This is a genomic window from Bradyrhizobium sp. (genome assembly GCF_030654605.1).
Lineage (GTDB): Bacteria > Pseudomonadota > Alphaproteobacteria > Rhizobiales > Xanthobacteraceae > Bradyrhizobium.
The window spans coordinates 36,160-58,849 of sequence record NZ_JAURXB010000060.1; the positions used below are offsets into that span (position 1 = coordinate 36,160).

General features: G+C 63.6%; 18 protein-coding genes. 7 read left to right on the top strand and 11 right to left on the bottom strand.

All coding sequences use genetic code 11. The features are described 5' to 3' along the window. The first annotated feature begins 194 nt into the window (after positions 1 to 194). The 3 genes from Q7U29_RS05110 (at position 195) to Q7U29_RS05120 (ending at position 4,248) form a co-directional block, all read left to right on the top strand. Positions 195 to 1,166, top strand: coding sequence for a helix-turn-helix domain-containing protein (locus tag Q7U29_RS05110; protein ID WP_304739171.1), 972 nt, complete (start codon positions 195 to 197; stop codon positions 1,164 to 1,166). Positions 1,167 to 1,528: 362 nt separating this feature from the next. Then, entirely contained in the window at positions 1,529 to 3,028 is a 1,500-nt protein-coding gene (locus Q7U29_RS05115) for a DEAD/DEAH box helicase (protein ID WP_304739172.1), read from the top strand. Positions 3,029 to 3,180: 152 nt separating this feature from the next. Then, positions 3,181 to 4,248 carry a GGDEF domain-containing protein gene (locus Q7U29_RS05120; RefSeq protein ID WP_304739175.1) on the top strand — a complete coding sequence of 356 codons (1,068 nt, stop codon included), beginning with the start codon at positions 3,181 to 3,183 and terminating at the stop codon, positions 4,246 to 4,248. Between the two features lie 129 nt (positions 4,249 to 4,377). Here the strand turns inward: Q7U29_RS05120 and Q7U29_RS05125 are convergent, their stop codons facing one another. The 8 genes from Q7U29_RS05125 to Q7U29_RS05160 all read right to left on the bottom strand — a co-directional run bounded on the left by Q7U29_RS05125 (position 4,378) and on the right by Q7U29_RS05160 (position 12,031). Continuing rightward, on the bottom strand, positions 4,378 to 4,800 hold the full coding sequence (locus tag Q7U29_RS05125) for a TfoX/Sxy family protein (protein WP_304739177.1): 423 nt from the start codon (positions 4,798 to 4,800) through the stop codon (positions 4,378 to 4,380). 151 nt (positions 4,801 to 4,951) lie between these two features. Then, a complete protein-coding gene (locus Q7U29_RS05130; RefSeq protein WP_304739178.1) occupies positions 4,952 to 5,362 on the bottom strand; it encodes an iron-sulfur cluster assembly accessory protein in 411 nt (136 codons plus the stop codon). Between the two features lie 72 nt (positions 5,363 to 5,434). After that, a complete protein-coding gene (locus tag Q7U29_RS05135; RefSeq protein ID WP_304739180.1) occupies positions 5,435 to 5,833 on the bottom strand; it encodes an SUF system Fe-S cluster assembly protein in 399 nt (132 codons plus the stop codon). Then, a complete protein-coding gene (locus Q7U29_RS05140) occupies positions 5,830 to 7,077 on the bottom strand; it encodes a cysteine desulfurase (RefSeq protein WP_304739182.1) in 1,248 nt (415 codons plus the stop codon). The genes Q7U29_RS05135 and Q7U29_RS05140 overlap by 4 nt, the downstream gene beginning before the upstream one ends. Then, on the bottom strand, positions 7,074 to 8,399 hold the full coding sequence (gene sufD / locus Q7U29_RS05145; RefSeq protein WP_304739184.1) for a Fe-S cluster assembly protein SufD: 1,326 nt from the start codon (positions 8,397 to 8,399) through the stop codon (positions 7,074 to 7,076). Before sufD ends, Q7U29_RS05140 begins: the two co-directional genes overlap by 4 nt. Positions 8,400 to 8,418: 19 nt before the next feature. After that, complete coding sequence (sufC, locus tag Q7U29_RS05150) at positions 8,419 to 9,171, bottom strand: Fe-S cluster assembly ATPase SufC (RefSeq protein ID WP_304739186.1); 753 nt, start codon at positions 9,169 to 9,171, stop codon at positions 8,419 to 8,421. Positions 9,172 to 9,297: 126 nt separating this feature from the next. Beyond that, positions 9,298 to 10,779, bottom strand: coding sequence for a Fe-S cluster assembly protein SufB (gene sufB, locus Q7U29_RS05155; RefSeq protein WP_304739188.1), 1,482 nt, complete (start codon positions 10,777 to 10,779; stop codon positions 9,298 to 9,300). 85 nt (positions 10,780 to 10,864) lie between these two features. Beyond that, on the bottom strand, positions 10,865 to 12,031 hold the full coding sequence (locus Q7U29_RS05160) for a cysteine desulfurase family protein (RefSeq protein WP_304739190.1): 1,167 nt from the start codon (positions 12,029 to 12,031) through the stop codon (positions 10,865 to 10,867). A gap of 315 nt (positions 12,032 to 12,346) precedes the next feature. Here Q7U29_RS05160 and Q7U29_RS05165 point away from each other — a divergent pair, with 315 nt between their 5' ends. Next, positions 12,347 to 12,994, top strand: coding sequence for an alpha/beta hydrolase (locus Q7U29_RS05165; protein ID WP_159009389.1), 648 nt, complete (start codon positions 12,347 to 12,349; stop codon positions 12,992 to 12,994). Positions 12,995 to 13,170: 176 nt separating this feature from the next. Here Q7U29_RS05165 and Q7U29_RS05170 read toward each other — a convergent pair whose 3' ends face one another. Both Q7U29_RS05170 and Q7U29_RS05175 read right to left on the bottom strand, forming a co-directional pair. Continuing rightward, the gene (locus Q7U29_RS05170; RefSeq protein ID WP_304739192.1) at positions 13,171 to 13,848 is read right to left on the bottom strand and encodes a glutathione S-transferase family protein; all 678 of its coding nucleotides are present in this window, start codon (positions 13,846 to 13,848) and stop codon (positions 13,171 to 13,173) included. An 83-nt stretch (positions 13,849 to 13,931) separates the two neighbouring features. Next, positions 13,932 to 15,035 (bottom strand): anhydro-N-acetylmuramic acid kinase, encoded by a 1,104-nt coding sequence (locus Q7U29_RS05175; RefSeq protein ID WP_304739194.1) that lies wholly within the window; start codon positions 15,033 to 15,035, stop codon positions 13,932 to 13,934. Between the two features lie 164 nt (positions 15,036 to 15,199). Here Q7U29_RS05175 and tyrS point away from each other — a divergent pair, with 164 nt between their 5' ends. Next, positions 15,200 to 16,453, top strand: coding sequence for a tyrosine--tRNA ligase (gene tyrS / locus Q7U29_RS05180; RefSeq protein ID WP_304739196.1), 1,254 nt, complete (start codon positions 15,200 to 15,202; stop codon positions 16,451 to 16,453). Between the two features lie 54 nt (positions 16,454 to 16,507). Next, on the top strand, positions 16,508 to 17,755 hold the full coding sequence (locus Q7U29_RS05185) for an MFS transporter (RefSeq protein ID WP_304739197.1): 1,248 nt from the start codon (positions 16,508 to 16,510) through the stop codon (positions 17,753 to 17,755). Between the two features lie 108 nt (positions 17,756 to 17,863). Here the strand turns inward: Q7U29_RS05185 and Q7U29_RS05190 are convergent, their stop codons facing one another. Further along, positions 17,864 to 21,616, bottom strand: a complete 3,753-nt coding sequence (locus Q7U29_RS05190) for a DUF3971 domain-containing protein (protein WP_304739199.1) — start codon at positions 21,614 to 21,616, stop codon at positions 17,864 to 17,866. A gap of 169 nt (positions 21,617 to 21,785) precedes the next feature. Between Q7U29_RS05190 and Q7U29_RS05195 the strand changes: the two genes are divergently transcribed. Then, complete coding sequence (locus tag Q7U29_RS05195; RefSeq protein ID WP_304739201.1) at positions 21,786 to 22,646, top strand: redoxin domain-containing protein; 861 nt, start codon at positions 21,786 to 21,788, stop codon at positions 22,644 to 22,646. Positions 22,647 to 22,690: the final 44 nt, after the last annotated feature.

The following is a 22,690-nucleotide window of genomic DNA, read 5'->3' on the forward strand; positions in this document are numbered from 1 at the left end:
CCCGTGCCAGCCATCCTATGCCGTAGTCGGTATACCCGCGCCAACGGTTCAATCCCGTGGCCCGCGCCGGAAATGCGGTGATCGGCACCCAAAAACAGTCAGGCCGGCCATGTGCCGTTGTTGCGGCGTCCATGATACGATCCTCGGAATTTATTCTTATTCAAATTCCCTTGGCGGATTCAAGGCGCAGCGCCGTGTACAAATGGTCTACCGATCAGGTCGAGCCGACGCACCGCTTCGACCATTGGCGCGAGGTTCGTGCCAGGGGACTGTTCGGGGTGACGGCCGAACTCGAACCGGAGCGGCGTCCGCAATTTTCCGGTGAGTTCTCGCTGCGAAAAATCGGCACCGCCAGCCTGATCGAATTGCGCGCCTCGCCCTATCGCGTCGAACGCACCGCCGCCGACATCGCCCATGCCCCGGGCGCTAGTCTGTGCATCTATCAGCAGCTCGGCGGCGGCGGCTGGTTCGGCGTCAATGGCAGCGACGAATTTGCCCTGCGCCAGGGGAATTTCGCCACCAGCCATACCGACGTGCCCTACCGCACGGCACCGCTCGCCGACGATGGCTTTCATCTGCGCGTTCTCAAGCTGCCGGCGGCCGACTTGATCGCACGTCATGCTGACCCGCCCAACCTCTTTCCAAAGCCGTTCTGCAGCCAGCCATCGCTGACACCGCTGCTGGAGTCCTGCTTCGCGGATCTGACCGAAGCCGACGACGGGGGCGATCCTGTTGTCACCACGCCACTGGTTGAGGCGCTGGCGCAGCTTGCGTTGGTCGAGCGCGGTCTCGTCCGGCCGGCCAGCCGCGCGGCGCTGGCCGCCATCCGGGTCGGACACCTGTCGCTCGCCCGTCGGCTGATCACACGCCATCTGGCCAACGCGGCGCTGTCGCCGGCCTTCGTGGCCGGGCTGCTCGGGATCTCGGTTCGTCACCTCTACGCCTTGTTCGAAGCATCCGGCATGAGCTTCGCGCAAACCGTGACCGCGCAACGCATCGGGGAAAGCCGCCGCCTGTTGAAAGAGGCGCCGGAGCGGTCGATTTCCCAGATCGCCTTCGCCAGCGGCTTTGAGAGCCTTGCGACGTTCTACCGGGCATTCCAGGCCGCGCACGGCGCCTCTCCGGGCGACTTCAGGGCGCAAGGCAGGCTGGCAACTCCGCGCTGACGACCGCCTCGGCCGAACTGAAATGGATGAACGGCTGGTCGGTAGCCGGCACCTTTGAAGGCGAATTCCCGGACGCCACCCGCAGCTATGCCGGCAAGGGCGTGATCCGTTACATCTGGTGATTCGACCGGTATTCATGCAAAAACATTAAGCTTTTCCGCCCTTCCCACGGCGGCTCCATTGACTTTAGCCAATTCGGCCCTATGTTCCGGCCTGACGCGGCCCGGTATCGAAACGCGATGCCTCGAGTAAGCCGCCTGTCTGCGTATCCGATAATCCCGAGCAAATTTGCGTGCCGTTCCGGGGTTGGGCGCGACAGTCTTTTTCCGAGATTCCAAGCGGCGGTTTCGACCAGAGGCTCAATGTCTTTTACCCATCTCGGCTTGTCCGATAAGGTGCTCGCCGCCGTCGCGGCCACCGGTTACACCACCCCCACCCCCATTCAGGAACAGGCGATTCCCCATGTTCTGGCCCGCCGGGACGTTCTCGGTATCGCCCAGACCGGCACCGGCAAGACCGCTGCCTTCGTCCTTCCAATGCTCACCATGCTGGAAAAGGGCCGCGCCCGGGCCCGAATGCCCCGCACCCTGATCCTGGAACCGACCCGCGAGCTCGCCGCCCAGGTCAAGGAACAGTTCGATAAATACGGCGTCGGCCAGAAGCTCAACGTCGCCCTCCTGATCGGCGGCGTCTCCTTCGGCGACCAGGACACCAAGCTGACGCGCGGCGTCGACGTCCTGATCGCCACCCCCGGCCGGCTGCTCGACCACACCGAGCGTGGCGGCCTCTTGCTCACCGGCGTCGAACTGCTCGTCATCGACGAAGCCGACCGCATGCTGGACATGGGCTTCATTCCCGACATCGAACGGATCTGCAAGATGATCCCGTTCACCCGGCAGACGCTGTTCTTCACCGCGACGATGCCGCCGGAAATCCGCCGCATCACCGAGACCTTCCTGCACAATCCCGAGAAGATCGAAGTTTCCAGGCCCGCGACCACCGCCGTCGGTGTGTCCCAGTTCCAGGTCACGGTCGGCCGCGAGCCGCATGACAAGCGCGACATCCTGCGCCGCCTGCTGCGCGATGCCAAGGATCTGCAAAACGCGATTATCTTCTGCAATCGCAAGCGCGAAGTGGCGTTGCTTTACAAATCACTGGAGAAGCACGGCTTCAGCGTCGGCGCCCTGCATGGCGACATGGAACAGTCGGCGCGCACCCTGGCGCTCAACCAGTTCCGCAACGGTGAAATCCCGCTGCTGGTCGCCTCCGACGTCGCCGCGCGCGGGCTCGACATTCCCGCCGTCAGCCACGTCTTCAACTTCGACGTACCGCACCACGCCGACGACTACGTCCACCGCATCGGCCGTACCGGCCGCGCCGGCCGCGCCGGCACCGCGATCTCCCTGGTCACCTCGCTCGATCAGAAATCCATGGTCGCGATCGAAAAGCTGATCGGACAAAGCATTCCCCACCTCGAGGGCCTCGGCGCCACCGAGCCGGCCGATGCCGCGGCGACGCCGGCCGGCACGGAGACCGAACGTCCCCGCCAATCGCGCGGACGCCACGGTGCAAAGGAAGGTTCGAGAGAACGCTCACGCGAGAATCCGCGTGATGGTGCGCAGGATGCCCGCAAGCCGCGACGTGAACGCGAACCCCGGCGCCCGAGCGGCGACCGTCACGCCGAGCCGAAGCCCCAGACATCCGTGGCCGAATTCACGCCGCCAACGGCGCCGCCGCCCTCGCGCACGCCATCGATCGGGCGGGCCGAAGCACCGAAAAACAAGCACGAACCCGCGTCCGAGCCCGCCGATCACTCGCATCTTCCGGCGTTCCTGCTGCGGCCGGTCCGCGCCAGGGTCTGAAGTCAGGTTAAAGCCCGCTGAACCTCAGCCAGAGACCGGTAGGGAACCTGTTTACCGGTCGTTCATGATCCTCCCTTAACTTGGCGGCGATAATTTTAGTTATTGCCGCCGGAAAGTGGGCATTGCTGCCCGCTATATTGGGGACGTGATCCGTGATCAAGGTGCTCGACGAGTACGAACGTACGATGGCCTTCGCCGAGGTCGCGCTCGGCCAAATCAAGTCGCTCCGGCAAACCGCCGTACCCCGCAATTATGAAATCTGGTACGTCTACGCCACCGGATACAATTCACCGCTCAACAAGATCATCAACGAGACGCTGGCGCGCCACGGCAAGTTGACCGAAGCGGACCTCGAGCAGATCTACGAAACCTACCTTTCCCAGATCAAGACCACCGACCGCATCGACAAGGTCGGCGCGCGCGTGATCGGCGAAATCGACGACGTGATGACGCTGATCTCCGATGCCCTCGGAATGTCCGCGAGCTACGACGACAGCCTGTCCGGCGCGACCCAAAAACTCTCGGTGGCGCGCGACCGCGAACAGATCAAGGCGATCGTCGAGACGCTGGTGAAATCCACCCGCGAGATGCGCGACACCAACAAGGCGCTGGAAGACCGGCTGTCGCTGTCGAAAAACGAGATCAGCAACCTGCAACAGAGCCTCGAGGCGATCAGGGCGGAAAGCCTGACCGATCCCCTGACCGGCCTCGGCAACCGCAAATATTTCGACCGCTCGATCGAGATGGCGGTGCAGAATGCGCTGGCCAGCGGCGAACCGCTGTCGCTGCTGATGTTCGACATCGACCACTTCAAATCGTTCAACGATTCCTATGGCCATCTCACCGGCGATCAGGTGCTGCGGCTGGTCGGCATGTCCCTGAAACAGACCATCAAGGGCCAGGATATCACCGCCCGCTACGGCGGCGAGGAATTCGCGGTCGTGCTGCCCAACACCGCGCTGCGCCAGGCGCTCACGGTTGCCGACCACATCCGCCGCGCCGTGATGGCGAAGGAACTGAAGAAGAAATCCACCGGCGAGATTTTGGGACGCGTCACCATCTCGGTCGGCGTTTCCATGCTGAAGCCGGGCGACGATACGGATTCACTGATCGAACGCGCCGACGGCTGCCTCTACGCCGCCAAGCGCAACGGCCGCAACCGGGTGATCTGCGAAGTCGATCCGGAATACGCCGCCGAGACCCAAAGCCAGGTGGCGTGAGGTTTTATTCGATCGCGTCCGCCAACGACAGCCTCATGGTGAGGAGCGCTCTTGCGCGTCTCGAACCATGGGGCTGCGACCGGTGCCCGCCGCCATCCTTCGAGACGCCGCGCAAAGAGGCGCGGCTCCTCAGGATGAGGATTTCTTTCGCTTCAGCGGCTTTTTCTTTTTGACCGCAACCTTCGCTTTGGCTGCAACCTTCTTCGCCACCTTCTTCGCCTTCGGCCGCTTGCGCAGCGCCGCGCGCTGGGCTGCGGCCAGGGCCGCCCTCGCCCACATGCTCAGCTCCTCGGAATCGTCGAACAGCCGCGCCGGCAGCTGCCAGTACGAATTGACGACAACGGTCTTCGCCCGCGTCTGATACGAAAACGGCGTCGACCCTTCCGCCTCGAATTGCGGAATGGTCTGCGCGTCGGCGCGAAAGAACAGGCCGGCGCGCAGCGCCAGCGCGAAGTTGATGCCATCGGCGGAAATGCCGAAGCCGGAAAACATCGGGCGGATCGTCACCGGGCCGAAGTCGGAAAACAGATCGATCAGAAAATCGCGGTCCATCTTTCCACCGTCGCCCCGGCGAACGCCGGGGCCCATACGCCGCGGATTCTCGTTTCGGCAGGGTGTTCGAGAACTTCTTTGGATTTCTGGCGCCGGTGGTTATGGGTCCCGGCTCGGGGGCCGGGACGACGGATGATAGGCCTGTGCTAAATCAGCCGTCCGCCTTCGCGGCCGTCAGCTGCACCGATTCGCCGCAGCCGCAGGCGCCGGTCTGGTTCGGGTTGTTGAAGATGAACTGCGCCGACATCTTGTCGGCCTTGTAGTCCATCTCGGTGCCGAGCAGGAACAGCACCGCCTTGGGATCGACCAGGATCATGACGCCCTTGTCCTCGACGACTTCGTCGGTCGGCCGGACCTCATGGGCGTATTCGACGGTGTAGGATTGCCCGGCGCAGCCGCCGTTCTTGATGCCGACGCGAAGCCCGACGATCTCGGAATCGGCGCGCCTGGTCAGTTCGGTAATCCGAAGGGCGGCGGCTTCGGTCAGCTTCATGACCTGCGGACGGGGGCGCGGCTTCGGCTTGGCTGCCGGTGCTGGTGAGGCGGGTATCATATTGGTCATGTGGTCATTCCTGGCCGCCAATCAATGTCGGCGATCGTCGCTTGAAAAGTTAAGCCCCACTGCACTAACGCTTCACCACATATTGAGGACGAGGCGCGCCTCGTCGGTCATGCGATCCGGCGTCCACGCCGGCTCCCAGACCAGATTGACATTGACCATGCCGACGCCGGGAACACTGGCGACCGCGTTCTCCACCATCTGCGGCAGTTCGCCCGCCGCCGGACAGTTCGGCGTCGTCAGCGTCATCATGACGTCGACCGAGCGGTCGTCCTTGATGTCGACCTTGTAGATCAGGCCGAGCTCGTAGATGTCAGCCGGAATTTCCGGATCGAACACGGTTTTCAGCGCAGCCACGATTTCGCCGCCGAGACGTTCGGTCTCCTCGGGCGGCAGCGCCGAACTGGTTTCCATGTTGCTGATCTTGTCCTCCAGACCGGCTTCAAGGTTTTTGGCTTCGATGGTGTCGGTCATGAAAACAGTTCCCGGGCCTTGATCAGCGCCTGTGCCAGATGGTCGACTTCTTCACGGGTATTATACATCCCGAATGAGGCGCGGCACGTCGCCGTCACGTTGAACCGCTCTAAAAGCGGCATCGCGCAATGGGTGCCGGCGCGCACCGCGATGCCCTGCCGGTCGATCACGGTGGCGATATCGTGGGCATGCGCGCCCTTCATTTCGAACGAAATCACCGGGCCCTTGGCCTTCGCGGTGCCGATCACGCGCAGCGAATTGATTTCGCGCAGCCGGTCCTGGGCATAGGTCAACAGATCGTGCTCGTGCGCGGCAATGCGCTCCTTGCCGATCGAATTGACGTAATCGATCGCGGCTCCCAGCCCGATCGATTCCACGATCGCGGGTGTCCCGGCCTCGAATTTGTGCGGCGGATCGCCGTAGCTGACCCAGTCCCTGGCCACTTCGCGGATCATCTCGCCGCCGCCGTTGAAGGGCCGCATCGCCACCAGATGCTCGTGCTTGGCATAGAGCACGCCGATGCCGGTCGGGCCGTACAGCTTGTGGCCGGTGAAGACGTAGAAATCGGCATCGATATCCTGCACGTCGATCGCCATGTGCACGGCGGCCTGGCTGCCGTCGACCAGCACCTTGATGCCGCGGGCATGCGCCAGTTTTACCACTTCCTTGACCGGCACGACGGTGCCGAGCGCGTTCGACATCTGCGTGATCGCGACCAGTTTCGTGCGATCGGTCAACAGCTTCTCGAACTCGTCGATCAGGAAATTGCCTTCGTCGTCAACCGGCGCCCACTTGATCACAGCACCGTGGCGCTCCCTGAGGAAATGCCAGGGCACGATGTTGGAATGATGCTCCATGATCGAGAGCACAATCTCGTCGCCGGCCTTGACATTGGGCTCACCCCAGGAAGACGCCACGAGGTTGATCGCCTCGGTGGCGTTGCGGGTGAAGATGATCTCCTCGGTGCGGCCGGCATTGAGAAATTTTGCGACCTTTTCGCGGCCGCCTTCATAGGCTTCGGTCGCGGCATTGGCGAGGTAATGCAGCCCGCGATGCACGTTGGCGTATTCGCTTCTGTAGGCTTGCGTCATGCGGTCGAGCACCGCATTGGGCTTTTGCGCCGAGGCCGCGTTGTCGAGATAGACCAGCGGCTTGCCGTAGATCTCGAGCGCCAGCGCGGGAAAATCCTCCCGCACCCTCGCGACATCATATGAACCGTTCAGGACCGCTGGATGCATGGTCAACCCCGTGCCGCCAGCCAGCGCTGGGCCGCCGATATCGCGAGTTCGCGAAGTGCTTCATTGGCGATCTGCTCGATCGCTTCGCCGACGAAAGCCTGGATCAGCAGCGCCTGGGCTTCCTTTTCGGAAAGCCCGCGCGCGCGCAGGTAAAACAGCAGGCTGTCGTCGAGCGCGCCGGTGGTGGCGCCGTGTCCACACGTCACGTCGTCGGCGAAGATTTCCAGTTCCGGCTTGTTGTCGGCCTCGGCCTCGTCGGACAGCAGCAGCGCCCGGGTCATCATCCTGGCGTCGGTCTTCTGCGCCCTGGGGCGGACGATGATGCGGCCCTGGAACACCGAATGGCCGCGGTCGTCGACCACGGCGCGAAAAATCTCGCGGCTCGAACAGTTCGGCACCGCGTGATCGAGAAACAGCGTGGTGTCGGCGTGCTGGCGGCCGTTGAGCAGGTTGACGCCGTTGGTCTCGACCCGGGAGCCCTCGCCCGCCACCGAGATGACGGCCTGATAGCGGCTGACCAGCGAGCCGTTATTCATCCCGAAGGTGTTGAAATGCGCGTTGGCGCCGAGCGTCACGACCGCAGAGGAAATATTGAACGCCTCGCGGCTGTCCTCGATCAGGCGGACATGGTCGAGCCGCGCGCCATCGCCGATCGCAACGATCAGGGAATCATGGACCTGATAGGCTTTCGCGCCCTCGGCGCCGATATAGCTTTCCACCAGGGTGGCGCCGGCGTGCTTGCCGACGCGGATCAGGGAGCGCGTGAACATCGCCGCGGGTGCGGCCCCGCTGGCGATATGGACGATATGCAGCGGCAGCGCGATGGCCGCGTTGTCGGCGACCTCGATCACGATTCCATCCGTCATCATCGCGCTGTTGAGCGCCACCATGGCATCGGAATTGTCGGGCGCGAACAGTTGCGCCTGCAGCGCGGCATCGCCGGCTTCCAGCACCTCGCGCAGCGTGCGGATGTTGATGTCTTTGCCGAGATCGGAAGTCTCGGACAGTGTCGGCGCGAACACGCCGTCCACCAGCACGATCCGGCGCACACCTGCGATGGCGTGAAGTTTTAGAGCGGCTGCCGCACGCTTCAGCGCCTCGGCATCCGGCGCCGCCGCCAGCGGCAGCACCTCGCGCATCAGCACGCGCAGATCGGTGTATTTCCAGTCCTCGATCCGCCGGTGCGGCAGACCCAGACGCTGATGGGCTTCCAGCGCCTGCCTTCTCAGATCGGCAACCTTGCCTGTGCCGGGCAACCGGTCACGCGCCACAGCGATGACATCGCTTGTGGCATTGGCGGTTTCGGTCTTGGCCAGTACTACGTTCATCACAAAATCCGCAATCTGCTCAAGCCGCGTCTTCGAACTGGGCGTAGCCGGACGTTTCCAGCTCCAGCGCCAGTTCCTTGCCGCCGCTCTTCACGACCTTGCCTTTCGACATCACGTGCACGAAATCCGGCACGATGTAGTTCAACAGCCGCTGGTAATGCGTGATCACCACCATGGCGCGATCGGGTGAACGCAGCGCATTGACGCCGTCGGCGGCGACCCTGAGCGCATCGATGTCGAGGCCGGAATCCATCTCGTCGAGGATGCACAGGCTGGGCTCGAACAGCGCCATCTGCAAGACCTCGTTGCGCTTCTTCTCGCCGCCGGAGAACCCCACATTGACGCCACGGCGCAGCATGTCCTGCGGAATGTTGAGGGACGCGGCGACGCGGCGCACCTTCTTCAGAAAGTCCGGCGTGGAGAACTCGCTCTCGCCGCGCGCCTTGCGCTGCGCGTTCAGCGCGGTGCGCAGGAACGTCATGGTGGCGACGCCCGGGATCTCCACCGGATACTGGAATGCGAGGAACACGCCCTTGGCGGAGCGCTGGTCGGGCGACATCTCCAGCAGATTCTCGCCCTTGAACAGGATCTCGCCGCCGGTGACTTCGTAGCCCGGCTTGCCGGCGATCACGTGGCTCAGCGTCGACTTGCCGGAGCCGTTCGGCCCCATGATGGCGTGGATCTCGCCCGGGTTCACCGTGAGCGACAGCCCGTGGAGAATTTCCCGTTCCTCGACACGGACCTGCAGATTTTTGACTTCGAGTAGAGACATGGAATTGTCCTTAAGAAACCGACCGAGAGATTTTCGTCATTGCGAGGAGCCGTTGCGACGAAGCAATCCAGCTTTTTTCGCGCAATGGATTGCTTCGCTGCGCTCGCAATGACGGCATCAAAACCGTCACCCCACACTTCCTTCGAGGCTGATCGAGATCAGCTTCTGCGCTTCCACCGCGAACTCCATCGGCAGCTGCTGCAGCACGTCCTTCACAAAACCGTTGACCACGAGGCCGACGGCTTCTTCCTGGCTTAAGCCCCGTTGCACGCAGTAGAACAGCACGTCCTCCGAGATTTTCGAGGTGGTAGCTTCATGCTCGAACAGCGCGGATGAATTCTTCGCCTCGATATAGGGCACGGTGTGCGCGCCGCATTTGTCGCCGATCAGCAGGGAGTCGCAGGCGGTGAAGTTACGCGCGCCGGTGGCCTTGCGATGTGCGGTGACGAGGCCGCGATAGGTGTTTTGCGACACTCCCGCGGCGATGCCCTTGGAGATGATCCGGCTGGTCGTGTTCTTGCCCAGGTGAATCATCTTGGTGCCGGAATCGACCTGCTGGTGGCCGTTGGAAATCGCGATCGAGTAGAATTCGCCGCGCGAATTGTCGCCGCGCAGGATGCAGCTCGGATATTTCCAGGTGATGGCGGAGCCTGTTTCGACCTGGGTCCAGGAAATCTTCGAATTGTTGCCGCGGCAATCGCCACGCTTGGTGACGAAATTGTAGATGCCGCCCTTGCCTTCGGAATTGCCGGGATACCAGTTCTGCACCGTCGAATATTTGATCTCGGCGTCGTCGTGCGTGACCAGCTCGACCACGGCGGCGTGCAGCTGGTTCTCGTCGCGCTGCGGCGCGGTGCAGCCTTCGAGATAGCTGACGTAAGCGCCCTTGTCGGCGATGATCAGGGTGCGCTCGAACTGGCCGGTGTTGCGCTCGTTGATGCGGAAATAGGTCGACAGTTCCATCGGGCAGCGCACGCCCGGCGGCACGTAGACGAACGAGCCGTCGGAGAACACGGCCGAATTCAGCGTCGCGAAATAGTTGTCGGAGGTCGGCACCACGGTGCCGAGATACTTCCGCACCAGTTCGGGATGCTCGCGGATTGCCTCCGAGATCGGCATGAAGATCACGCCGGCTTGCTTCAGTTCCTTCTGGAACGTGGTGGCCACCGAGACCGAATCGAACACGGCATCGACCGCGATACGGCGCTCGCCTTCCGGGCGCACCACGCCTTCCAGCACCTCTACCTCACGCAGGGGAATGCCGAGCTTCTTGTAGGTTTCGAGGATTTCAGGGTCGATCTCGTCGAGTGAGCCGATGGTCTTCTTCGGCTTCGGCGCCGAGTAGTAATAGAGATCCTGGTAATCGATCGTGGGATAGTCGACCCGGGCCCATTTCGGTTCCGTCATGGTCAGCCAGCGGCGATACGCCTCCAGGCGCCATTCCAGCATCCACGCCGGTTCGTTCTTTTTCGCGGAGATGAAGCGGACGGTATCTTCCGACAGCCCCTTCGGGGCCTTGTCGGACTCGATAAGCGTCTCGAATCCATAACGATATTGATCGACGTCGATCCGGCGAACCCGATCAACGGTCTCTTGTACGGCCGCCATTCCATCCTCCGCTCGCGGTTTCAAGGACCGCGGTGTGGATCATTCCAATAAGCTTTACGATGTTTCTTCGAGGAAATCACCTGCCTTAGAACCGTTCAAGCAGTGTTTCGTCGCTATCCTTACGTAGTGTACCGGCAAGCTTAAGCCAAGCCTCGAGGCATCGATCAACGTCCCGGGATGTCGTGGACCAGCCCAGACTGAGACGCACAGCTCCCTGGGCGAGTTCGGGACCGAATCCCATGGCCTCCAGCACGTGGGAAGGCTGAACCTTGCCCGAGGAACAGGCCGAACCCGATGATACCGCAATACCGGCGAGATCGAAGCCGATCACGGCGGTTTCCGCCCTGAGCCCGGGAATCGTGAACAGGACGGTGTTGGGCAGTCGGGGGACCTCGCCGGAGAACACGATGATCCCGGGGGTCCGCCGCAAGCCGCCTTCAAGCCGGCTTCGCAGCGCTCCGAGACGGGCTGCGTCATGTTCCAGCGTCACCATGGCGGCCTGCGCCGCCGCGCCGAACCCGGCGATTCCCGCCACGTTCTCGGTTCCAGCCCGGCGGCCGAGTTCCTGACCGCCGCCCCGCAGCACCGGCTCGAGGCCAAGCACGCCGTCCGCCAAAATCAGGGCGCCGACGCCCTTGGGGCCGCCGATCTTGTGCGCAGAAAGCGTCACCAGATCGGCGGCCAAATCATTGATATCAAACGGTATCTTTCCAAAGGCCTGGATCGTGTCGACGTGCAGCAGGCCACCTGCTTGATGTACGATCTCAGCGGCTTCACCCACCGGCTGAAGCGCGCCGGTTTCGTTGTTGGCCAGCATCACCGAGACCAGCGCCGGGGCACCGCCCGCCAGCATCGCGCGCAGGCGATCGAGATCCAGCAATCCCGCCCTGATAACGCCGACCTGTTCGATCGCCTCAGCCGCAAATCGGCCGCCCGACAGCACCGAGGCGTGCTCGATGGCCGACACCAGCAGTCGTTCGACGGGAGTTCCCGACCCCCGCCGCAACCCGGGCGTCAGCGCCAGCGCATTGGCCTCGGTTCCACCGGACGTAAAGACGAGGTTGCGCGGCGAGGCGCCGACGGCGCCGGCGACCCTGGCCCGCGCCTCCTCGACCAGCCGGCGGGCATGGCGGCCTTCGGCGTGGACCGACGAGGGATTTCCGCTGAGATCCCAAGCCGCCGCCATCGCCTCTCTGGCCTCGGGGCGCAGCGGCGTGGTCGCGTTCCAGTCGAGATAGATCCGGTCAAGCATGGTAGTACTATATTACCTTAAAGACGCATACGCGACGGCCGCCGCCAAAACCGACCCCGGGCACCCTTATCGCAAGTGGGGATCACGCCGTCGCCTGACAATCGCAAACGCTAACGCGTTGAACGCACTGCGAGATGTTCAAGAAGCTTGCTTTTGGCCCCTCGCCTCATGCTAGAACGCGGCCTCCAGTTCACCGAGCGCCGTTCGCATCGCGCCAAACGACGCCTGATCCGCCCCTTTAACTCTGCAAGGCTTCATTGGCGAACACGCCGGATGAGGCCGCCCAAAGGCGGTTGATTTTGCCGAGGAATCAAAATGCCTGAAGTCATCTTCACCGGCCCCGCAGGCCGCCTCGAAGGCCGTTATCACCCGGCCAAGCAGAAGAACGCCCCGATCGCGATGGTGCTGCATCCGCATCCGCAGTTTCACGGCACGATGAATCACCAGATCATCTACCAGTGCTACTACGCCTTCGCGCATCGCGGCTTTTCGGTGCTGCGCTTCAATTTCCGGGGCGTCGGCCGCAGCCAGGGTTCGTTCGACCACGGCACCGGCGAGTTGTCCGATGCCGCCTCCGCGCTCGACTGGGCGCAGACCATCAATCCGGAAGCGCGCGCCTGCTGGGTCGCCGGCTTCTCGTTCGGCGCCTGGATCGGCATGCAGCTCTTGATGCGCCGGCCCGAGGTCGAAGGCTTCATCTCGATCGCACCGCCCGCCAATCTCTACGACTTCTCGTTCCTCGCGCCCTGCCCGTCCTCGGGCCTGATCGTGCATGGCGAGAAGGATGCGGTGGTGCCGCCGAAGGACGTCAACACCCTGGTCGAGAAGCTCAAGACCCAGAAGGGCATCGTCATCGATCAGCAGATCATCCCGGGCGCCAACCATTTCTTCGACGGCAAATTGCAGCCGCTGATGGAAACGGTGACCGGCTATCTCGACATGCGGCTCGCCAACGTTCGCTGAGTTCAGCCGTTGGCCAAGGCCCCGATCGCGGCATCAGACCAGCCGTCGTCACCCGCGAAAGCGGGTGATCCAGTACGCCGCGGCCTCTCGATTGAAAACCAACGTTCCTGGAATACTGGATCGCCCGGTCGAAGCCGGGCGACGACAGCTTTGCTGTAGTTGCCCGCCCACAAACGTCACGCCGCGCGGGCCCGCGCCTGCAAACCCGACAACCACGACTCCCGCCGCTCGACAAAATCGCGCAGCAGCGCCGGATAGTCCGCGCCGACCGCCGATCGCACCGATGGCCGCGCCGCCAGCGCCTTGCGCCAGCGCGCGAGCTTCGGCTTGTTGGCGAAAATGCCGAAATCGGCTATCTCGTCGAACAGATCGAAATAGCGGAACACCGGACCGAACACGGCATCGACCAGCGAGAAGTTTTCGCCGTCGAACCATGGCGCCGCCGCGACACGCGTCTCGAGCCGTGCGAATTTTTGTTCGAGCTGTGCCGTCTTGGCCTTGAACGTGGCTTCGTCCTTGGCGGCATAGAAGCCCGCGATGTCGCCCAGCACCGCCGAGCCGAATTCGATCCAGCCGCGATGTTCGGCGCGGGTCAGGGCATCGGCCGGATGCAGCGGTTGCGGCTGCGTCTCCTCCAGATATTCGAGGATGACGGCCGACTCGAAGATCGCGGTGTCGCCGACCAGCAGCACCGGCGTCTTGCCGAGCGGCGAGAGCTTCAAAAACCAGTCCGGCTTGTTGGCGAGATCGATATCGACCCGCTCGAAGTCAACGCCCTTCTCGTTCAGCGCGATCACCGCGCGCTGCACATAGGGACAGAGTTTGTGGCTGATGAGTTTCAGGGGCGTGACCATGATCGTTCTCGCAGTTTCATGCAGATGCATAAAACTAAATGCACTTGCATGAAACTGTCAAGATCGATGCACCTGCATCCTGATCACGGCCGCGCGATCACCCCGCCGGTCATCGGGATCGGCACGCCCGTGGTGGCGGGATAGCTCAGCGGCAGGCCTTTCAGGCCGCGCGCGGCCAGAAAGCCGAACGCCTGCGCCTCGATGGCGTCGGCCGACCAGCCCAGCGCGTCGGCGGATTCGACGGTCGCAGGCGCAAGACGCTCGCGCAGCATCCGCAGCAAAGTGAGGTTGCGGGCGCCGCCGCCGGCCACGATCCAGCTCTTCGGCTCCTTCGGCAGCAGCGGCACGATGCGGGCGATGGCTTCCGCGGTGAACGCGGTCAGGGTCGCCGCACCATCGGCGGGCGGCATCTCGCGCAGCACCAGCGAGGCAAAATCGTTGCGGTCGAGCGATTTCGGCGGCGGCAGCGCAAAGAACCGATGCTCCAGCGCCCGGATCACCCAAGGCACATCGACCGCGCCCTGGGCCGCCAGGCGGCCCTCGCAATCGAACGGCTGGTTCATCTTGCGGAACATGTAGTCGTCGAGCAGCGCGTTGCCCGGCCCGGTATCGCAGGCGATCAGGACGTCATTGCCGTCGATATAGGTGATGTTGGAAACGCCGCCGATATTGACCACGACGATCGGGCCCTCGCGCTCCAGCGATTGCGCCAGCGCGCGGTGATAGACCGGCACGAACGGCGCACCCTGCCCGCCGGCTTCGACATCGGCGGCGCGGAAATCGTACATGACGGGGATATGGATGGCCTTCGCCAGCGCGGTGGCATCGCCGATCTGCACGGTCAATTTCTGCGCCGGCCGGTGCAGCACGGTCTGGCCGTGAAAGCCGACGATATCGATGTTTTCGCGGGTAATGTGGTGCTGCGAGGTAAAGCTGGCGACCGCCTCGGCATGGGCTTGGGTCACGGCGCGCTCGGCCTCGCCCAGGATGCCCGGCCGGGCATCGCGCTGCGACAGGTTGACGGCCTCGGTCAGCGCCTGCCGCAACAGGCCGCGCTCGTGGGCGGTATAGGCCCGGTAGCCGGACGGGCCGAACGACTTCACCCGCTTGCCGTCGGTTTCGATCAGGGCGACGTCGACCCCGTCGAGCGAGGTGCCGCTCATCAGACCGACTGCCGTCAGCATCATTGCCATCGTGCCCGATTGGGGCACCCCTCCGGTGAAGCCCGGCTTGTGTCAAACCAGCACATCTTATAATGCCACAGCGCACATGCTTGCAGCAGCCTAATCCGTCCGGGTTCCGCAAACAGTTACAATTACCGTGAAATAAGAATGATCAGAGTCGCACACAAATGACTGCTTTTAAATCTGATTTTCTGAACGTCCTGCAGGAACGTGGCTTCGTCCACCAATGCTCCGATTTCGACTGCCTCGACGCGCTCGCCGCGAAGGGCCAGGCGACGGCCTATGTCGGCTACGACTGCACCGCGCCGTCCCTGCATATCGGCAACTTCCTCACCATGATGATGCTGTACTGGCTGCAGCAGAGCGGCAACAAGCCGATCACCTTGATGGGTGGCGGCACCACGATGGTCGGCGACCCCTCCGGCAAGGACGAATCGCGCGCCATCCGCTCCGTCGCGGAGATCGAGGCCAACAAGGCCAGCATCCGCGGCGTGTTCGCCAAGGTGCTGCGCTATGGCGAAGGGTCCAGCGACGCGGTGATGCTCGACAACGCCGAATGGCTCACGAAACTGAACTGGATCGAGATGCTGCGCGACATCGGCCGGCATTTCTCGGTCAACCGCATGCTGACGATGGATTCGGTGCGGCTGCGTCTCGAGCGCGAGCAGGAGATGAGCTTCATCGAATTCAACTACATGGTCTGCCAGGCCTACGATTTCGTCGAACTGTCGCGCCGTGTCGATTGCCGGTTGCAGATGGGCGGCTCGGACCAGTGGGGCAACATCGTCAACGGCGTCGACCTCGGCCGCCGCATGGGCACGCCGCAATTGTTCGCGCTGACCACGCCCCTGCTGACGACGGCGTCGGGCGAAAAGATGGGCAAGACCGCCCAGGGCGCGGTCTGGCTCAATGCCGACCAGTTCAGCCCGTACGATTTCTGGCAATACTGGCGCAACGCCGAAGACGCCGACGTGGTGAAATTTTTAAAACTGTTCACGATCCTGCCGATGGGCGAGATCGCCAGGCTTGCGGCGTTGCAGGGCGGCGAGATCAACGAAGCCAAGAAGGTGCTGGCGACGGAAGCGACCGCGCTGCTGCATGGCCGCGACGCCGCCAACACCGCGGCGGAAACCGCGCGCCAGACCTTCGAGGAAGGCACGCACGCCGAGAACCTGCCGACGATCGAGATTTCGGGCGCCGAGCTGGAGGCCGGGCTTGGCGTGCTGGCGGCATTCGTCAAGACCGGCCTGGTTGCCTCCAATGGCGAGGCACGGCGTCAGATCAAGGGCGGCGGCCTGCGCGTCAACGACACCGCCGTCAGCGACGAGAAGATGTCGCTGACGCCGAAGGACCTCACCCCCGAAGGCGTGATCAAACTGTCCATGGGCCGCAAGCGCCACGTCCTGCTCAAGCCTGCATAGGCGCATTCGCTATATGCGCTTGCTAGGGGCCGCGGAAACGCGCTCCCTTCTCCCATGGATCAGAATACGCCACGGGAGGATGCGCCGACAAAACCGCTGAAGCCGGCGCGGGTGGCGCTCAACGTGCTCGCGCTGTGCTTTGCACTGTCGGTGCTGGGCCGCGGCCTCGGCGAGAGTTTTACGGTATTCCTCAAACCGATATCGGAAGATTTCGGCTGGGACCGCGCCGAGGTGGTCTCGGTCTATTCGCTGACCTGGCTGGCGGGAGGATTGACCGCGCCGCTGATCGGCCGGCTGTTCGACCGCTCCGGCCCTCGCGCCGTCTACTCGCTCGGGCTGTTCCTGCTCGGCGCCGCGTTCCTGGTCGCGGCGCATGCGCAGCATCTCTGGCAGGTTCAGCTCAGCGTCGGGCTCTGCGTCGGGCTCGGCATCGCCCTGATCGGCAATGTGCCGAATTCAATCCTGCTCGGCCGCTGGTTCGGCCCGCGGCTGCCGACCGCGATGGCGATCCTGTATTCGGCGACCGGCGCCGGCATATTCGTGCTGCTGCCGGCCTCGCAACTCTTGATCGACCGGATCGGCTGGCGCGATGCCTACCAGCTGTTCGGGATCGTCGCGCTGTGCCTGCTGCTGCCGCTGCTGGTGCTGCCGTGGCGGCTGTTCGCCACCGGCTCGCCGCACATCGCCCGAAAAACCGATGCTGACTTCGTCGACAATGGCTGGACGCTCGGCAGCGCAATCCGCCATCACGCCTTCTGGGCGCTGTTTTGCACCTTCTTCTTCACCGCGGTGGCGATGTACGCGATCACCGCGCAGATCGTCGCCTATCTGATCGACGCCGGATTTCCGCCGTTGCAGGCGGCCACCGCCTGGGGCTTTTCCGGCATCCTGACGCTGTTCGGCATGCTCGGTATCTCGACCCTGGACGGCATCATCGGCCGCCGGCCTTCAGTGCTGTTCAGCTACGGCGTCTCGATCGTCGGACTCATCCTGCTCTGGCTCATTCAGTATTATCCGAACTACTGGCTGCTGACGGGTTTTATCCTCTGCTTCGGCAGCATGATCGGTTCGCGCGGGCCGCTGATCACGGCGACCGCGCTCAACATTTTCAGGGGCGAGCGGGTCGGCACCATCTTCGGCACGATTTCGATCGGCAGCGGGCTGGGCTCCGGACTGGGCTCCTGGGCCGGCGGCCTGATCCACGACTGGACCCAGGGCTACAACTGGCTGATCGCATTCGCGCTGGTCAATGTGGTGCTGGGGTTGATCCCGTTCCTGGTGGTGCCGGCGCTGAGGCGGTGAGCGAATTAAACCGTCATTGCGAGCGCAGCGAAGCAATCCATAGCTCGGATGCCGTTGCAATGGATTGCTTCGTCGCTTTGCTCCTCGCGATGACGAGGAACGACGGAATCAGTTGTTCGGCGGAAACTCGATCGGGTTGTTCTGCTTGCCGGTGTTGAACTCGAAGATCTTCCTGAGCACGCCGGGCGCCATCGCCGAAATCGGGTTGACGCGGAGCACCGGCTGGCTCGGCGTGCCGACGATCTCGTACGTCATTCCGATCAGCCCCTCGTTGCTGCCGCCGCCGAGGATCAGCCCGAGCAGCGGAATCTGGCCGAACGCATTGTTCAGCCCGTACATCGGCACGAAGGTGCCGCTCATGCGCACCTGGTTGCCGGGGAAATCCAGATTGCCTTCGATGGTGCCGCCGATCATCGGGCCCTTGAGGACGCCTTCCCGGATCGTGAGCTGCCCGCGTTGCCGGGTGAATTCCGCGCGCACGCGCGAGAAGGAAACGCCGCTCTGCGCGCCGGCCGGCCCGCCGGCCACCGCGCGATCCAGCGAGGCCTCGCCCTTGATGGAGAAATCGCGGACATTGATCAGGCCCTCTTTCGCGCTGGGCTCGACCGTCGGCGGATCCATCGCCAGGCTGAGCTGGCCGCCGACCACCTTGGCGTAGGTATCGGAGAAGCGCAGGAACGCGCCGGCGTCGGCGGTTTCGAGATAGATCAGCTCGCGCCCCTGCGGGCGGCGCAAATCCGCCGTCAGCGGCGTATCGCGGCCAAGCTTGCCGCTCAGCGTAAAACTCTTGATCGCGCCGTTGCGCCGCGAGAACTTGACGTCGACGCTGCGCAACGCCTCACCGTAGAAGCCGGCCACCGCGCCGAGCTTGAGGTCGACATCGAAATCGATGCTCTTGGTCTTGCTCTTGGGGTCGGCGTCCTTGCCGGACATGGCCGACTTCAGGAAGCCGCGGCCGTCGAACACATCGCCGCGCATCGTCACTTTCAACACCCCATCGGGGGTGCGGTCGGCCTTGAGCGAGGTCTTGTCGCCTTCGGACGGCGAATAGGTCGGGAAGTTGGCATTGATCAGATCGCCGTTCTGGTCGACCTCGAGCGACCCCTTGATCGAAACGCCGCCGCCGTCGATCACGATGTCCTCGAGCCGCGTGGATTGCTGCTTCTGCACCACGTTGAAAACCGCCCGGCTCGACTTGCCCGGCAGCTTGACCCAGCCCGGCAGGATATTGTCGAGCTTCAGCGCAGTCAGATCGGCCTCGATGCCCATCCGGCTGGTTTCGCCGATCTTGCCCGACAGCTTGAGTGGAATGTTGCCGGTGACGGCGGGGCCGAGATCGAACCCGAGCCGGGCGCGGCTGGCGTCGTCGAGCGTCGCCTGCAGTTTAATGTCGGCATCGCCCTCGTTCGGCTTGCGATAATCCAGCGAGGCCGATTGCCCGTTGATCTTGACCTCGCCCTTGACCTGATAGCCGGCGTTATTGGCCGTGACCTTCAACGCATTCGATTCAAGCTTCTGGTTCATCACCAGTTTGTCGGCGGAGAAACCTGCCAGATCGGCCGAGATGGCAAAGGTGGTGTCGGCCTTGCTGAGCGAGCCCTTGACCGGCAGGCCGAGCGTGACCAGAGCGCTGACCGTGCCCTTGCTCGAATTGGGATCGATCAGGGTGCCGGAAAACTCGCTGAGGCGGTCGGATGCGAGAATTTCGGCCATCGCGGGCACCGGGCCATCGATCCGGAACCGGATCTTCGCCGGTGACGGTTTCGGCGCCATGTCCGGCACTTCGAAGACGAAATCGGTGATGTTCAGCTTGCGCCCGGTCGGCGTATCGGACGCAGCCTGCCCGATGGTGACGGTCGCCGTGCGGCCGGTCACCCGGGCCTTCAGGTCGGCGTCGCGTACCAGCGGCATTTCGTCCACCGGCCGCAAGGTCACGCCTGACGCGACGATGTTGACGGCAAGACCGTCATCCGGGATCGGGGGTCCTCGCCGCGACAGATTTCGAACCGGCGAGTTGACGCCGACCTCGATGCGCTGCAGCGAGCCGCGTTCGACCCGCTCGATCACCCATTCGCGGACCTCGGGAACGATCAGGATCGGCCACATCCGCTTCAGCGCCGACGCCGACATCGGCGTTCCCGCAAAACCCAGCGTCAGGCGCGGCTCGCCGGAATATTCGACACTGCCGGTGCCGGCGACGCCGATCTCGCCGTTGCTGATATCCGCCTGCGTCAGCAGCACGCGCTTGCGGTCGGTGTCGAAGCGAAGGCCAATGGCGATGCGATTGAAAATCAGGGGTTGTTCGTTGTCCGCCCCCGACAGCACGATGGTGCCGCCGGAAAATCCCAGCTGCCATTCGGCGACATTGCCGTTCGGCGGCTCGAGATGCGCCAACAGCGTGACCCGGTTCGCGCCGGAAATAATCTTGAACGGCGCCACCAGCACGCGCCGTCCGGAATCCCATTCGACATTGATCTCGGCCGAATCGATCGCCATCGGATAGTCAGGCGTATCGCTGTCGATGATGTGCCCGGCGCCCGCGGTTACCTTGCCGCGGAAATAGGTCGGCAGGCCGTCGCGCCCGAGTTCGCCCTTCAGCTCGCCGGTCAGCGGCAGGTCCGCGCTGTAGGTCAGGTCCTTCAGCCGCATCGCCAGCAGAATATTGGCCGTGGGCACGTTGGTGGCGCGGATGTCGACCGATCGCACCCCGTTGGCGGGAGCTCCGACCACGACGCGAAGCGACCAGGCGCGGCTGCCTTCTTCACCGAGACTGATCGCCACCCCGCCGCCACTCGGCCGGCGCATGCTGAGGCTGATATTTTCGAACGTCCATTTGTTGCCGCGCTGCTGGTCGTCGACGACAAGGTTACCGTTCTTCAGGCCGATCTCGTTGAGGTTTTGCCCGTCGAGCCCGGTCAGGCTCAGGCTGTCGAGCCAGTCGAGGCCGGCGAGCAGACCGCTCTGCGAGGTGTCGGGAACCGGCGCCGCGGGCGCGGTCGTGGCGCCGGGCGAAGATGGCGACGGGCTTGCTGGCGGCATCGCGGGAATCTGGCGCGGAAATGTCGGCGCCAGCCCTGCTTCCTTTTTCGAGGCCACGCCGGTGGCGAGTGGCTTGGCGGTGTCGCCGGCCGAAACCGTGACGGTGCCATCAGGCGAGATCCGGACCGCTAGTTCGGCATCGACCAGATTGAGGCTCTCGGCGCGAAGCCGTCCCATCAACAAAGCGGTGCCGGAAAGCTTCACCTCGGCCTTCGGCGCGGCCGCGACGATAACGCGGTCGCTGTCCCTGACCACGATATCGCGGATGCGGACGGCGATGCGGATTCGCCCGGCCCGCTCGATCTGGGTGCCGCCGACCTCGACGGTGTTGCCGTGGCCGATATTTTCCTCGATCGCCGCCGCCAGCCAGGGCGTCGCCATCTCGAGATTGATCGGACCGGCGCCGAGCCGCCACCACAGCCCGCCGAAGCAGCCGCCGAAGATTACCAGCAGAACCGCGCTGACGACGGCGAGGCGTTTGACCCAGCGTTCGCCCGAGACCCAACGGCGCAAGCTTCCGAAACGATCGCCCAGCCGGTGAAAGCCGGAGTTGGAACGCGACAACAGCCGGCGCGCGCGGTGGCGCGCCGCCTCGTCATGGTCCTGATCCCAATCGGCATCGTCCCACTGCGAGGACTGGACGTCAGCACGCGGACTGGACCCTTGGTTCGACGTTCTGGGCGACGTTTTCCTGGCCATTGCCTCTCGGTGCTGGCGCTCATTGTAAGATGGATCGCCGCCAAGGCCGCGCTCGTCCACATGGTACGAGCGCTCCCGTGTCGGCACTGCTGCCAATCCTCGATTAATACTGTTACTCGTCATCGGGCCCAAGGAGCCTGTTCAACGAGGGGCCGGAGCTTGCGTCGAATTCCCTGCCACCATACTCCGGGGTCATCAGATTTGCCCAGCTGCGGGACCTGTTCCCGCATCCCGGGACAAGCCCCGCAATACCCCCATGATTGATCCGCCGAAAGCGACGAAAGGAAGGCGTATGTCCAAGAAAACGCGCAAGAAATCCCCCAAAACCCCCGCTTCGAAGCCAGCCGGCGCCAAGACCACCAGCAAGCCGAAGAAAACGCCCAAGAACACGTCGAAGAACACGTCGAAGAACACTTCCAAAAAATCGACCGGCACGGCGGCCAAAACAGGTCAGGCGAAAACCATCAAGGCGACGGTCAAGACATCAGCCAGCGGCGCCAGCAAGAATCCCGGTAACACTCCTGCCAAAGCATCGCATAAGGCCGCATCGAAACCGTTAAAGGCGATTCGCCACAGCGAATCGGTTGCGCCCGTCGTGACCGCATCGAAGGCGGCCGCGCCGAAACCGCCGGTCGTGACGCCGCCGATGGACAAGGCCCCCGCCCCAAAACCGGCCGCGCCGCGCCAGCTCGGCCTCAGCGAGGGGACCAGGGCGCCCGCCTTCCGCCTGCCCCGCGACGGCGGCGATTCGGTCTCGCTCCGCGACTTCAAGGGCCGGAACCTGGTGCTGTTTTTCTATCCGCGCGCGGACACACCGGGCTGCACCAAGGAGGCCATCGACTTCAGCCGGCTGTCGGGTGCGTTTGCCGAAAGCCGGACCGCCGTGCTGGGCGTGTCGGCCGACCCGCTGAAGGCCCAGGAGGCCTTTCGCGACAAGCACGAACTGGTCACCCCTCTGGTTTCAGACGAACAACATGAGATGCTGGATGCGTATGGCGTATGGGGCGAAAAATCGATGTATGGCAGGACTTTCCTGGGTATTCTTCGCACAACGGTTCTGATCGGCGCCGACGGCCGGATCATCCGGATCTGGCGCCATGTGAAGGTCGACGGCCATGCCGACGAGGTGCTCGCGGCGGTGCGCGCGCTGTAAGATTTATCCGGTTCCATTCGCTGAAAATTAACCATGAACCGGTC